This is a genomic window from Mycolicibacterium llatzerense, from assembly GCF_025331195.1.
Lineage (GTDB): Bacteria > Actinomycetota > Actinomycetes > Mycobacteriales > Mycobacteriaceae > Mycobacterium > Mycobacterium llatzerense.
Window position 1 is genome coordinate 2,521,112 of the sequence record NZ_LXOV01000001.1, and the last position, 13,416, is coordinate 2,534,527.

A 13,416-nucleotide genomic window follows, 5' to 3' on the forward strand; every position below is an offset into this window, starting at 1 on the left:
GGCCGCCAATGCCGGCGGCCGGCGCATCTGATTCACAACTGACCGCCCTCCCGGGCGACGCGGATTTATCAAGCAACTGAAAGAGTGGGAACCTAGCCGTGGCACAGGACGTGCTGACCGATCTGAACAAGGTCCGCAACATCGGCATCATGGCGCACATCGACGCCGGTAAGACGACGACGACCGAGCGCATCCTCTTCTACACCGGTATCTCGTACAAGATCGGTGAGGTCCACGACGGCGCCGCCACGATGGACTGGATGGAGCAGGAGCAGGAGCGTGGTATCACCATCACGTCCGCTGCCACCACCTGCTTCTGGAACGACAACCAGATCAACATCATCGACACCCCGGGCCACGTCGACTTCACCGTCGAGGTGGAGCGTTCGCTGCGCGTGCTCGACGGTGCCGTTGCCGTGTTCGACGGCAAAGAAGGTGTGGAGCCGCAGTCCGAGCAGGTGTGGCGCCAGGCCGACAAGTACGACGTCCCCCGCATCTGTTTCGTCAACAAGATGGACAAGCTGGGCGCGGACTTCTACTTCTCGGTCCAGACCATGAAGGACCGCCTGGGCGCGAACGTCATCCCGATCCAGCTGCCCATCGGTTCCGAGGGTGACTTCGAGGGTGTCGTCGACCTGGTCGAGATGAAGGCCAAGGTCTGGCGCGGCGAGACCAAGCTCGGTGAGAAGTACGAGACCATCGACATCCCGGCCGACCTTCAGGAGAAGGCCGACGAGTACCGCCTCGCCATGATCGAGGCCGTCGCCGAGACCGACGACGAGCTCATGGAGAAGTACCTGGGCGGCGAAGAGCTGACCATCGATGAGATCAAGGGCGGCCTGCGCAAGCTGACCGTCACCAGCGCCGCCTACCCGGTGCTGTGTGGTTCCGCGTTCAAGAACAAGGGTGTGCAGCCCATGCTCGACGCGGTCATCGACTACCTGCCGACCCCGCTGGACGTCGCGGCCGCCGAAGGCCACGTCCCGGGCAAGGAAGACGAGATCATCTCGCGCAAGCCGTCCGCCGACGAGCCGTTCTCCGGCCTGGCGTTCAAGGTCGCCACGCACCCGTTCTTCGGCAAGCTGACCTACGTCCGCGTCTACTCGGGCAAGGTCGACTCCGGTGCTCAGGTCATCAACTCGACCAAGGGCAAGAAGGAGCGTCTGGGCAAGCTGTTCCAGATGCACTCCAACAAGGAGAACCCGGTCGACTCGGCTGCCGCCGGCCACATCTACGCGGTCATCGGCCTCAAGGACACCACCACCGGTGACACCCTGTGCGACCCGAGCAACCAGATCGTCCTGGAGTCCATGACCTTCCCGGACCCGGTTATCGAGGTGGCCATCGAGCCCAAGACCAAGAGCGACCAGGAGAAGCTGGGCACGGCGATCCAGAAGCTCGCCGAAGAAGACCCGACCTTCAAGGTGCACCTGGACCAGGAGACCGGCCAGACCGTCATCGGCGGTATGGGCGAGCTCCACCTGGACATCCTGGTGGACCGCATGCGTCGCGAGTTCAAGGTCGAGGCCAACGTCGGCAAGCCGCAGGTCGCGTACAAGGAGACCATCCGCAAGGCGGTCACGAACGTCGAGTACACCCACAAGAAGCAGACGGGTGGCTCGGGCCAGTTCGCGAAGGTCATCATCGGTATCGAGCCGTTCGTCGGCGAGGACGGTGCGACCTACGAGTTCGAGAACAAGGTCACCGGTGGCCGCGTCCCGCGTGAGTACATCCCGTCGGTGGATGCCGGTGCGCAGGATGCCATGCAGTACGGCATCTTGGCCGGCTACCCGCTGGTGAACCTGAAGCTGACGCTGCTCGACGGTGCTTACCACGACGTCGACTCGTCGGAAATGGCCTTCAAGGTCGCCGGTTCGCAGGCGCTGAAGAAGGCTGCGCAGGCTGCGCAGCCGGTCATCCTGGAGCCGATCATGGCGGTCGAGGTCACCACGCCCGAGGACTACATGGGCGACGTGATCGGCGACCTGAACTCCCGCCGTGGCCAGATCCAGGCCATGGAGGAGCGCAGCGGCGCACGTGTCGTCAAGGCACAGGTTCCGCTGTCTGAAATGTTCGGCTACGTCGGCGACCTCCGGTCGAAGACCCAGGGTCGGGCAAACTACTCCATGGTGTTCGACTCGTACGCTGAAGTTCCGGCGAACGTGTCGAAGGAGATCATCGCCAAGGCGACGGGCCAGTAGTCTCTGACCCGTTCCGCCGCGGCGGACGACACAACTGAACACATCAACACTGCTTAACCAAGCACCAACAAGTCCAGGAGGACACCACAGTGGCGAAGGCGAAGTTCGAGCGGACGAAGCCGCACGTCAACATCGGGACCATCGGTCACGTTGACCACGGCAAGACCACGCTGACTGCAGCAATCACCAAGGTTCTGCACGACAAGTACCCCGATTTGAACGAATCGCGTGCGTTCGACCAGATCGACAATGCGCCCGAGGAGCGTCAGCGCGGTATCACCATCAACATCTCGCATGTTGAGTACCAGACCGAGAAGCGCCACTACGCCCACGTGGACGCCCCCGGTCACGCTGACTACATCAAGAACATGATCACCGGTGCTGCCCAGATGGACGGCGCAATCCTCGTGGTCGCCGCCACCGACGGCCCGATGCCGCAGACCCGTGAGCACGTGCTGCTCGCTCGCCAGGTCGGCGTGCCCTACATCCTGGTCGCACTGAACAAGTCCGACATGGTTGAGGACGAGGAGCTCCTGGAGCTCGTCGAGCTCGAGGTCCGCGAACTGCTGGCCGCTCAGGACTTCGACGAGGACGCCCCCGTGGTCCGCGTCTCGGCGCTGAAGGCGCTCGAGGGCGACGCCACCTGGGTGAAGTCGGTCGAGGAGCTCATGGAGGCCGTCGACGAGTCCATTCCGGACCCGGTTCGCGAGACCGACAAGCCGTTCCTGATGCCCGTTGAGGACGTCTTCACCATCACCGGTCGTGGCACCGTGGTGACCGGTCGTGTCGAGCGTGGCGTGATCAACGTCAACGAAGAGGTCGAGATCGTCGGCATCCGCCCGACCACGACCAAGACCACCGTCACCGGTGTGGAAATGTTCCGCAAGCTGCTCGACCAGGGCCAGGCCGGCGACAACGTCGGTCTGCTGGTTCGTGGCATCAAGCGCGAGGACGTCGAGCGTGGCCAGGTTGTGGTCAAGCCCGGCACCACCACCCCGCACACCGAGTTCGAGGGCAGCGTCTACATCCTGTCCAAGGACGAGGGCGGCCGCCACACGCCGTTCTTCAACAACTACCGCCCGCAGTTCTACTTCCGTACCACGGACGTGACCGGCGTGGTTACCCTGCCCGAGGGCACCGAGATGGTTATGCCCGGTGACAACACCGACATCTCCGTCGTGCTGATCCAGCCGGTCGCCATGGACGAGGGTCTGCGTTTCGCCATCCGTGAGGGCGGTCGTACCGTCGGCGCGGGTCGCGTTACCAAGATCATCAAGTGATCTAGTTTTTCCAAGCGGAGCGCCGCTCACCCGAAAGGGTGGGCGGCGCTTTGCTTTTGCGTCCGCATCGCCCGCGTCGACTCGGCGGCTACGGCGCACCACGGTGAGTCCGGAGCGCCCCCGGCGCAGTCTCACCGGCGAGAAAGCGGTGTCGGCGCTCGATAGTTACGGGCAAGATGGCAGGATCGTTCGCGATGGAGGGGAACGCGATGAGGGGTGGCCTGTCGTGCGGGTGAACGTGCGGGCATTCACCGACACCGGACTACGTCGGAAGCGCAACGAAGATGCGGTGATGGTCGGCGGCTGGGTCAGCCAGACGCACAACGGTGTTCTGGTGGACATGCGGATGCAGCCGGGGTCCCCGTTCGTCTGCGCGGTGTGTGACGGCATGGGCGGGCACGTCGGCGGTGATGTCGCGAGCCGGACGGCGCTGAGCATGATCGCGACCATGTCGCCGGGCTGGACCGGTGGCGACGACATCACGTCGTCGCTGTCGTACGTCAGTGACTGGCTGTACGACATGGGCCGCGACACCGAGCTGGCCGGGATGGGCACCACCATCGCCGGCGTCTGCCTGACGGCCGACGAGGTGATCGTCTTCAACGTCGGGGACAGCCGGGTGTATTCGGTCGCCGGTGAGACGCTGACGCAGGTGTCGGTCGACGACGCCGTGCTCGACGCGGCGGGCCGGCCCACCAACATCATCACTCAGTCACTCGGCCAGGGCGTGCCGATCGCTGCCCACCTGACCGCGACGCCGCTGCAGCCGGGTAGCTACCTGATGTGCTCGGACGGGGTGCACGGTCAGATGGAGCATCACGATCTGCAGGCGGCCACGGCGTGCAACGACCGGGGTGACGGTTCGGCCATCATCATCGGGACGGCCCGGGCCAACGGTGCCGCCGACAATTTCTCGTTCATCCTGTTGGACGTCCTCGCCGACTGACGCGACACTAGAGTCTCTCGCAGCGGTTCAGCTGATCAAGGAGCGTGGCTCGAATGTTGGTGCGTTACCTCAAGGCGCAGGCCCTGGTGCTGTTGTGTGGCGGGTTGGTGGGCCCGATCTTCCTGGCGGTGTACTTCTTCTCCGGCCAGGACGAACTGATGAAGTGGATGTTCTGGACCGGTCTGCTGGTCACGGCCATCGACGTACTGGTCGCGCTGGGGTTGGCGGGCTTCGGCCAGATGCGGTCGGCGGAGCGCGAGGAGCTCGAGGCCAGCGGCGTGCTGGGGCTGGCCGAGGTCATCGGGATCGGGGAGACCGGTACCCGGGTCAATGACCAGCCGCTGGTGAAACTGAATCTGCACATCACCGGGCCGCAGCTGGCTCCGTTCGAAGCGCAGGACAAGGTGCTGGCGTCGGTGAGCCGGTTGCCGATGATCACGGCCCGCAAGCTCGTCGTGATGGTCAACCCGGCCACCAACAAGTTCCACATCGACTGGGAGCGAAGCGCATTGGTGTCGGGCATGATGCCGGTCCGGCTGACCTCGGAGCAGGACGGCCGCACCTATGACCTGACCGGCCGCGCGGGCCCGATCATGGACATCCTGCAGATCCTCAAGTCCAACGGGGTGGCGCTCAGCGGGATCGCCGACCTGCGGTCGAATCCGGCGGTGCGCCAACAGGTGATGGACGTGGTGCGGCGCGCTACCGCCGCCGAGCGGGAGCCCGCGGCGGCACCGGTCGCGGCGCCGCCGCCCGTCGTGCCGCAGCCGGCCGCATCGACCGCACAGCGGCTGCAGGAGATCGAGACGCTGCGCGCGATGGGCACCATCAGCGAGGCCGAGTACACCGCCAAGCGCGCCCAGATCATCGCCGAGTTGTAGCCGGCGGGCGCCCTTCGGGGAGCCACTAGAACGCGTTCTAGTTTTGCTGCTAGCGTGGCGGTGGATTCCGGCGTGATGAAGGGACTGGCAATGACGGCAGGCGGAGCACTCGAAGGCAAGGTGGCGTTCATTACCGGGGCTGCCCGTGGGCAGGGCCGGGCGCATGCCATCCGGATGGCACGTGAGGGCGCCGACATCGTCGCCATTGACATCTGCGGTCCTGTCTCGCACACCATCACCTACCCGATGCCGACGTCGGAAGATCTGGCCGAGACCGCGCGACTGGTCGAAGCCGAGGGCCGCAAGGTGCTGGCCCGCGAGGTCGACATCCGTGACCTGGCTGCCCAGCAGCAGGTCGTCGCCGACGCGGTCGAGCAGTTCGGCCGGCTCGACATCTTGGTCGCCAATGCTGGCGTGCTGAGCTGGGGACGTCTGTTCGAGATGGACGAAGACCAGTGGGACAGCGTCGTCAACGTCAATCTGTCCGGCACCTGGCGCACCATCCGGGCCGTGGTGCCCGCGATGATCGAGGCCGGCAACGGCGGGTCGATCATCATCGTGAGCTCCTCGGCGGGCCTCAAGGCGACGCCGGGCAACGGCCACTACGCGGCCTCCAAGTTCGGCCTCGTCGGTTTGACCAACGCACTGGCCCTCGAGGTGGGCGAATTCGGCATCCGGGTCAACTCGATCCACCCCTACTCGATCATGACGCCGATGATCGAGCCGGAGGCCATGGGCGCGATCTTCTCCAAGTACCCGAACTACCTGCACAGCTTCGCGCCGATGCCCTACAAGCCCGTCGCCCACGACGGTAAGGCCGGTCTGCAGGAATTCATGACGCCGGAAGAGGTCACCGACGTGGTGACCTGGTTGGCCGGGCCGGGCGCGGGGACCATCTCCGGTTCTCAGATCGCCGTCGACCGCGGCGTCATGAAGTACTGAGTTACGGGGCCACCTGCCCGACCAGCACGTCGGTGAATTCCGTTGTGCCGCCTGACACTCTGATCGCGGGCCGGCCGCAGCCGGGTGCCAGCGTGCGCCGCACTGCGGATTTTCCGTCGAGGTCGACCGATACCTCGCCGGTCTTGGTGATCGTCACATCGATTGCGTGCCAGTCGTTGTCGAGCGGTGTCGGGATCGGGCCCGAGTCCGTACCGGCGGGACTGGCGACAGCGGTGAGGCCGAGGGCGTAGCCGCCCGTCGCGCTGCGAACGCGTCCGGTGAACCGCAGTGAGCATGCCGGATCACCGGGTTGGATCAGTCCCGCCCACGCCGGCTTCGGGGCGCCGACGGCGTCGTGCGGGTCGAGGCGCACCGCGCGGCCGTCGTTGGTGAACGTGGCGTCGACCTCGCCGACACGGGTCCAGGTGTTGAAGTTCGTCGGCTCCGGCGGGTGAGTCGGCACGATGGTCAGGCCGCTGAACGGTGTCTTCGGCTCGCCGCGGGCCGCACCGTCGCCGCGCGAGAGTTTCGTGGCGACGACCGTGCCGCCCGCGACCAGAGCTATTACCGCCAGCACCGCGCCGCCGATGATCCACCATTTCCGCGCGCTGGACCGATGCGGTGGCCCCGGTTCTGTTGGGGCGTAGCGTTGTTGGTCATCCACCCAGAGCGCCCATCCCGCTGGTGGCGGGGGCCACGACGGATCCGGCTGCCAGTCCGGGCCCGGTCGCCAATCAGGTGGAAACGGCGGCCAGTTGGGCGGCGGATTGAAGCGCATCCTATGGGTTTACCACCGCGGCGCCGGTGGCGCGGCCAGTGCCTCGGCGAATCGGTCCATCGCCCAATCGATTTCGGCTGCGGTGATCACCAGTGGTGGGGCGAACCGCAGGGTCGGGCCATGAGTGTCCTTGGCCAGCACGCCGCGCTCGGCCAGCCGCAGGCTGACCTCCCGTCCGGTGCCGACCGCCGGGTCGAGGTCGACGCCCGCCCACAGGCCCAGCCCGCGAACGGCGGTCAGGCCGTGCCCGATCATCTCAGTCAGACGGGCGTGCAGGTGCCGGCCGAGTTCGGTTGATCTGGACTGGAATTCGCCGCGCTGCAGCATGCCGACCACCGTGGCGCCGATCGCGGCGGCCAGCGGGTTGCCGCCGAACGTCGACCCGTGCTCGCCGGGGTGCAGCACGCCGAGTACATCGCTGTCGGCCACCACCGCCGAAAGCGGCACGATGCCCCCGCCCAGTGCCTTGCCCAGCAGGTAGACGTCGGGCACGACGTCCCAGTGGTCGCACGCGAAGGTGCGGCCGGTGCGGGCCAGGCCGGACTGGATTTCGTCGGCGATCATCAGCACGTTGTGTTCGGTGCACAGCGCGCGTACGCGCGGCAGATAGTCATCGGGCGGCACGATGATCCCGGCCTCGCCCTGGATCGGTTCGATCAGCACCGCGGCGGTGTTGTCGTCGATGACCGCCGCGAGTGCGTCGGCGTCGCCGAACGGAACCGAGCGGAAGCCTGGTGTGTACGGGCCGAAGCCCCGCCGGGCGGTCTCGTCGTCGGAGAAGCTGATGATCGTCGTGGTGCGGCCGTGGAAGTTGTTGTGCGCCACAACGATGTTCGGATCCGTCAGCCCTTTGACGTCCCGACTCCACTTGCGCGCGACCTTGATCGCGCTCTCGACGGCCTCGGCGCCGCTGTTCATGGGCAGCACCAGGTCCTTGTCGCACAAGTGGGCGAGGGCGGCGCAGAACGGGCCCAGGCGGTCGGAGTGGAACGCGCGACTCACCAATGTCACGGTGTCCAGCTGGGCGTGGGCGGTCGCGAGGATCTCGGGATTGCGGTGGCCGAAGTTGACGGCCGAATACGCCGCCAGGCAGTCCAGGAACCTGTGGCCCTCGGGGTCGGTGATCCACACCCCATCGGCGGACGCGGCGACCACCGGCAGCGGCGCGTAGTTGTGCGCGGCGTAGCGGTTGTCGAGGTCGATCAGCTCAGCCGTGCCTCCGGATGTTTCCGGTGTTCCCGCAACGGCTTTCAGCATGACGTCGGGTACACCTCCAGCGTGCAGCATTTCACCGAGCCGCCGCCCTTGAGCAACTCGGACAGATCCACACCGACCGGCCGGAAACCGGCGGCGGCGAGTTGTGCGGCGAAGCCGGTGGCTGCGGCCGGGTGCACGACGTTCAGCCCGTCCGACACCGCGTTCAGGCCGAGCACGTGGGCGTCGGCATCGGCGACCTCGATGGCACCCGGAAACATCTTGCGCAGCAACGCGACCGACGTGGCGCCGAATGCCGGGGGATAGAACGCGATGGTGTCGTCATCGAGCACGGCGAGTGCGGTGTCGAGGTGGTAGAAGCGGGGATTGACCAGCTGCAGGCTGGTCAACGGCAGGCCGGACAGCTTGGCGACCTCGTCGTGCGACTGGCGGTCGGTGCGGAATCCATAGCCGGCCAAGATCTTTGAGCCGACGATCAGCAGGTCGCCCTGGCCCTCGTTGGTGTGCTCGGTGTACAGCGGGCAGTAGCCGTGGTCGAGCAGCCACCCGGCGTAGGCGACCGATTCCCCGGTCCGCTGGGGGTAGGTGAAGCGGGCGATGATGGCGACCTTCTCGAACCCGTCGTCGAGGACCAGTCCGCCGTTGGCGGCGTACACCATGTCGGGCAGTCCCGGGATCGGGTCGACCAGTTGGACTGTGTGACCGAGGCTCCGGTAGGTCTGGACCAGGTGCTCCCACTGGCGCACCGCCAGTGCGGTGTCGACGCTGGCGGAGGTGTCCATCCAGGGGTTGATCGCATATTCGACGGCGAAATGCGTCGGCCGGGTCATCACATAGTGCCTGGGGCGGGCTACCCGGTCTGGTCGCCAACCTGAATTTGGTGTCGCCATCTTGACGACATCAGTAATCGTCATAATTCGATGGTAGGAGCACTTGTGCACGCAAGCAATCGATGCTTGTTGCGCGTGTGTAACAGATCTATTGTGTGATCACTCGCGATTCAGCAATCTATTGCGTGAGGGAGGTGTGCGGCCGGTGGAAAGCGTCGATGAGACGGACGAGCGCATCCTGGCCGAATTGGCGGACAACGCGCGCGCCACGTTCGCCGAGATCGGTGAGCGGGTGGGCCTGTCGGCGCCCGCGGTCAAGCGACGGGTCGACCGACTGCTCGCCACCGGGGTCATCCGCGGCTTCACCACGGTCGTCGACCGGAACGTGATCGGTTGGGGGACAGAGGCATACGTCCAGGTGTACTGCCAGGGCACCATCACGCCGGCCCAGCTGCGCGAGGCCTGGGAGGGCATCCCCGAGGTGGTTTCGGCCGCCACGGTGACCGGCACCTCCGACGCCATTCTGCATCTCCTGACTCGGGACATGAGACATCTGGAGGCGGTGCTGGAGCGCATCCGCGGCAGCGCGGCGATCGAGCGCAGCGAGAGCATCGTGGTGCTGTCGAACATCGTGGAGCGCGGGGTGCGGGGGCGCTGGGAGCGGGGCTGACCCCGAGGCGGCACCGCCTGGTGGTCTGCTGAGCAACCAAGCACAGGGTGGCCTACCTGGCACCGGCAGCATCGTGTAAGAAAGCCCACGTGACTACAAACGGAGGCATCGTCATTGTCGGTGGCGGTCTGGCCGCCGCGCGCACCGCCGAGCAACTGCGCAAGGCCGAGTACGCCGGGCCGATCACGCTGATCAGCGATGAGGTCCATCTGCCGTACGACCGGCCGCCGCTGTCCAAGGATGTGTTGCGGGCCGAGGTCGACGACACGACGCTCAAGCCGGCCGAGTTCTACGACGAGAACAACATCACGCTGCTGCTGGGCTCGGGCGCGGCCAAGCTCGACACCGGCGCCCAGACGGTGACCCTCGCGAACGGTGAGGTCGTCGCCTACAAGGAGCTGGTCATCGCCACGGGCCTGGTGCCCAGGACCATCCCGTCGCTGCCGGCCCTCGACGGGATCCGGGTACTGCGTACCTACGACGAGTCGTTGGCGCTGCGCGAGCACGCCGGTGCGGCCAAACGCGCTGTGGTGATCGGCGCCGGGTTCATCGGGTGTGAGGTGGCGGCCAGCCTGCGCAAGATGGGCGTCGAGGTGACCATCGTCGAGCCGCAGCCCACGCCGCTGGCGTCGGTGCTCGGTACCGAGATCGGCGAACTGGTGGCGCGGCTGCACCGTGCCGAGGGCGTCGACGTGCGGTGCGGCGTCGGGGTCACCGGCGTGACCGGCACCGGCCACGTCGAGAAGGTGCAGCTGGCCGACGGTTCTGAACTGGACGCCGACGTCGTCGTCGTCGGGATCGGTTCGCGCCCGTCCACCGACTGGCTCGAGGGCAGCGGCATCGCGGTCGACAACGGCGTCGTGTGCGACGCCGCCGGCCGCACCAGCGCCCCCAATGTGTGGGCCATCGGTGACGTCGCCTCCTGGCGCGACGGCGCGGGACACCAAGTGCGGGTGGAGCATTGGAGCAACGTGGCCGAGCAGGCTCGGGTCATCGTGCCGGCGATGCTGGGCCAGGATGCCACCGCCGCGGTCGTGGTGCCGTACTTCTGGAGCGACCAGTACGACGTCAAGATCCAGTGCCTCGGTGAGCCCAAGGCCGGCGACACCGTGCACATCATCGAGGACGACGGCCGCAAGTTCCTGGCGTTCTACGAGCGCGACGGTGCGGTCAGCGGCGTCGTCGGCGGCGGCATGCCGGGCAAGGTCATGAAGAACCGGGCCAAGGTCGCGGCCGCGGTGCCGATCGCCGACGTCCTGGGCTGACGTTCTCCGCGATTTGTGCACGAAAGTCCGCGTTCACCGCGGAAAATCGTGCACAAATCGCGAGAATCGAGACATGAGTTCTGACGCGCGGGCCGGTATCCGCGAGGCGGTGCGCACGCTCGAGCCGGGCTACTTCGCGCTGGTCATGGCGACGGGCATCGTGTCGACGGCGACGTGCCTACTGAAACTGCACGCGTTGTCGGCGGTGCTGCTGTGGATCGCCGGCATCGCCTACGCGGTGCTGGTGGCCGGCAACGTCGCGCGTATCACGTTGTTCGGTAACGATTTTCGGGCCGATCTGGCCGATCCCGAGCGCAGTTTCACGGTGTTCACCTTCGTCGCGGCGACCGATGTTCTTGGCGCCCGGCTGTTGCTGGACGGCCACGTCACGCCCGCTGGGTGGCTCGCGATCGTCGGGGGTGTGGCCTGGCTGGTCCTCGGGTACCTCATCCCGTGGACTGCGGTGCTCAGCCATCCGGACCAGCCGGCGCTGTCCCGCGTCAATGGCACATGGTTTCTCGCCGTGGTCGCTGCCCAGTCGGTTGCGGTGATGGCCGCAGGGCTGCAGCCGCTGCTCGGCGACACGAACCGTCCGCTGGCCCTGCTGGCCGTGCTCTGCTGGTCGGTCGGCGTCTTCTTGTACGCGGCCGCGGGCATGCTGGTCGCGCTGCGCATGCTGACGTATCCCGTCAGTGCTCAGGAGCTCACCCCGCCGTACTGGATTGCCATGGGCGCCACCGCGATCACCGTGTTCGCGGGCGCCCGCATCGTCCAGATGGCCGACACCCCCGTGGTCGTGGCCACCCGCGGCCTGATCGCCGGGGTGGCCGTGTTGTTCTTCGCCTTCGGCACGTGGCTGATCCCGGTGCTGATCGCGGCCGGTTTCTGGCGGCACCTCGTCCGGCGGGTGCCGCTGCGGTACAACACCGCGCTCTGGAGCATGGTGTTCCCGCTCGGGATGTACGGCGTGGCCGGGCACTATCTCGGACGGGCTGACGGCCTGCCCGCCCTGACCGACATCGGCGATCTCGCCAGCTGGATCGCACTGGGTGCGTGGGTCTTGACCTTCCTCGCGATGTGTGGCGCGTTGGCCGCGAAAGCCCGCGGCACGCGCGGACTTTCGCGGACTGATCAGAACGCGCCGAGGTAGAACCGGGCGCCCTGGTCGTCGGCGCACAGCGCTGACATCCCGTACGGCTGGCGCGACGGTTCGTCGATGACGGTGCCCCCGGCCTCGCGGACCCGCGCCACCGCGGCGTCGACATCGGGCACCGTCCACATCGGGACGGCGACGGTCTGCGCGGCGCCGCCGGCCAGCCCGGACATCGGCTGGCACTCCTGCACCGCCCACCCGTCATCGACGCGGCCGGGCTCGAATGTCCAGGACAGCACCTGTCCGTAGAAGTCCTTGAATGCCGCTGAGTCGGTCACTTCGTGGGTCAGGTACGAAAGTTCGCCTGGCCCTGCACCGTTGAGCTCGGGCCGGGGAATGTCCGGCGCCGGCTGGAACACCGCGAAATCGGTGCCGAGCACGTCGGTGGCGTCCAGGGTCGCCCCCCATTCGTGGTTCTCCGGCGTGCCCACCTGTCCGCCCGCGGCCAGGATGGCCTGCCGCGCCGCGTCGAGATCGGCGACCGCGTAGCAGCAGAACACCGTCTGCGGGCCGGTGGTCTCGAAGATGCCGGTGTGCATTCGGTTGCTGGTCACCTTGCGCGTGTCCGGGTCGTAGGTCCAGCCCAGCACATGGCCGTAGAAGGCGGCTGCCCGCTCGGCGTCCGGCGTCTGTACCGATATGTAGCCGATGTCGCCGTGCCTGATCGGGACGACGGCGCCGGGGTCAGAACCGGTGAGCATCCAGCGGTGACCGAATGGGTCGATCACCACCGCGGTCCGCGCGCCGTGGGCATCGTACGGTTCCCGCTGCACCTGCGCGCCGCCTTGCCTGGCCTGCGCGAGGGCGGCGTCGGTATCCGGCACCGCCAGCATCAGGCTCACCGAAACCGATTGGGGTGCCGGTGCTTTCAGCCCGAGCTCCGGGAACTCGTCGGCCAGGTAGAGCACGCCGCCGGCCAGCGCCAGCTCGGCGTGGCCGATCCGGCCGTCGTCCATGACGATCGGTTCGCCGACGACGACGGCGCCCAGGGCGTCGACGTACCAGGCGATGGCGGTGCGCGCGTCGGCGACGGCCAGGTAGGGCAGGGCCGCCGGCCGGGGCACCGGGGCCGCGGCGGTGGCGGGTGCGTTCAGGTCGGCGATGGCGGTGTCGGTTCCACTCATGACAATTCCTTTCGGGAGGCTGATGGCGGCCTCCAAGCGCGCCCGCAGCCGGGCCGCGAAGGCCGGGTCGGGCTGCACGGGGAGTTCACCACCGGTCAGGACCGTCAGCGGGTCGTGACTGTTGTGCAGGG

Annotated in this window: 12 protein-coding genes; 8 read left to right on the forward strand and 4 right to left on the reverse strand. The window is 67.1% G+C overall.

Annotated elements, in window-relative coordinates:
• Positions 1–98 precede the first annotated feature (98 nt).
• The 5 genes from fusA (at position 99) to A7G45_RS12435 (ending at position 6,250) form a co-directional block, all read left to right on the forward strand.
• Positions 99–2,201, forward strand: coding sequence for an elongation factor G (fusA, locus tag A7G45_RS12415; protein WP_260937358.1), 2,103 nt, complete (start codon positions 99–101; stop codon positions 2,199–2,201).
• An 89-nt stretch (positions 2,202–2,290) separates the two neighbouring features.
• Complete coding sequence (gene tuf, locus A7G45_RS12420; protein WP_043401684.1) at positions 2,291–3,481, forward strand: elongation factor Tu; 1,191 nt, start codon at positions 2,291–2,293, stop codon at positions 3,479–3,481.
• Positions 3,482–3,707: 226 nt separating this feature from the next.
• A complete protein-coding gene (locus A7G45_RS12425; RefSeq protein WP_043401687.1) occupies positions 3,708–4,427 on the forward strand; it encodes a PP2C family protein-serine/threonine phosphatase in 720 nt (239 codons plus the stop codon).
• Positions 4,428–4,480: 53 nt separating this feature from the next.
• Entirely contained in the window at positions 4,481–5,308 is an 828-nt protein-coding gene (locus tag A7G45_RS12430; RefSeq protein ID WP_043401689.1) for an SHOCT domain-containing protein, read from the forward strand.
• A 90-nt stretch (positions 5,309–5,398) separates the two neighbouring features.
• A complete protein-coding gene (locus A7G45_RS12435) occupies positions 5,399–6,250 on the forward strand; it encodes a mycofactocin-coupled SDR family oxidoreductase (protein ID WP_260938142.1) in 852 nt (283 codons plus the stop codon).
• Between the two features lies 1 nt (position 6,251).
• Here the strand turns inward: A7G45_RS12435 and A7G45_RS12440 are convergent, their stop codons facing one another.
• From A7G45_RS12440 to ddaH, 3 genes are all read right to left on the reverse strand, one after another.
• A complete protein-coding gene (locus A7G45_RS12440; protein ID WP_260937362.1) occupies positions 6,252–6,914 on the reverse strand; it encodes a hypothetical protein in 663 nt (220 codons plus the stop codon).
• A gap of 123 nt (positions 6,915–7,037) precedes the next feature.
• A complete protein-coding gene (rocD, locus tag A7G45_RS12445; protein WP_260937363.1) occupies positions 7,038–8,285 on the reverse strand; it encodes an ornithine--oxo-acid transaminase in 1,248 nt (415 codons plus the stop codon).
• Complete coding sequence (gene ddaH, locus A7G45_RS12450) at positions 8,279–9,157, reverse strand: dimethylargininase (RefSeq protein WP_192830164.1); 879 nt, start codon at positions 9,155–9,157, stop codon at positions 8,279–8,281. The genes rocD and ddaH overlap by 7 nt, the downstream gene beginning before the upstream one ends.
• Positions 9,158–9,278: 121 nt before the next feature.
• Between ddaH and A7G45_RS12455 the strand changes: the two genes are divergently transcribed.
• The 3 genes from A7G45_RS12455 to A7G45_RS12465 all read left to right on the forward strand — a co-directional run bounded on the left by A7G45_RS12455 (position 9,279) and on the right by A7G45_RS12465 (position 12,158).
• Positions 9,279–9,743 (forward strand): Rv2324 family transcriptional regulator, encoded by a 465-nt coding sequence (locus A7G45_RS12455; protein ID WP_260937365.1) that lies wholly within the window; start codon positions 9,279–9,281, stop codon positions 9,741–9,743.
• 89 nt (positions 9,744–9,832) lie between these two features.
• Positions 9,833–11,008 (forward strand): NAD(P)/FAD-dependent oxidoreductase, encoded by a 1,176-nt coding sequence (locus tag A7G45_RS12460; RefSeq protein WP_260937368.1) that lies wholly within the window; start codon positions 9,833–9,835, stop codon positions 11,006–11,008.
• A 73-nt stretch (positions 11,009–11,081) separates the two neighbouring features.
• On the forward strand, positions 11,082–12,158 hold the full coding sequence (locus A7G45_RS12465) for a tellurite resistance/C4-dicarboxylate transporter family protein (RefSeq protein WP_260937370.1): 1,077 nt from the start codon (positions 11,082–11,084) through the stop codon (positions 12,156–12,158).
• On the opposite strand, the gene A7G45_RS12470 is transcribed toward A7G45_RS12465, so the two are convergent.
• Positions 12,140–13,414, reverse strand: coding sequence for a VOC family protein (locus tag A7G45_RS12470; protein WP_260938144.1), 1,275 nt, complete (start codon positions 13,412–13,414; stop codon positions 12,140–12,142). The genes A7G45_RS12465 and A7G45_RS12470 overlap by 19 nt on opposite strands.
• Positions 13,415–13,416 lie beyond the last annotated feature (2 nt).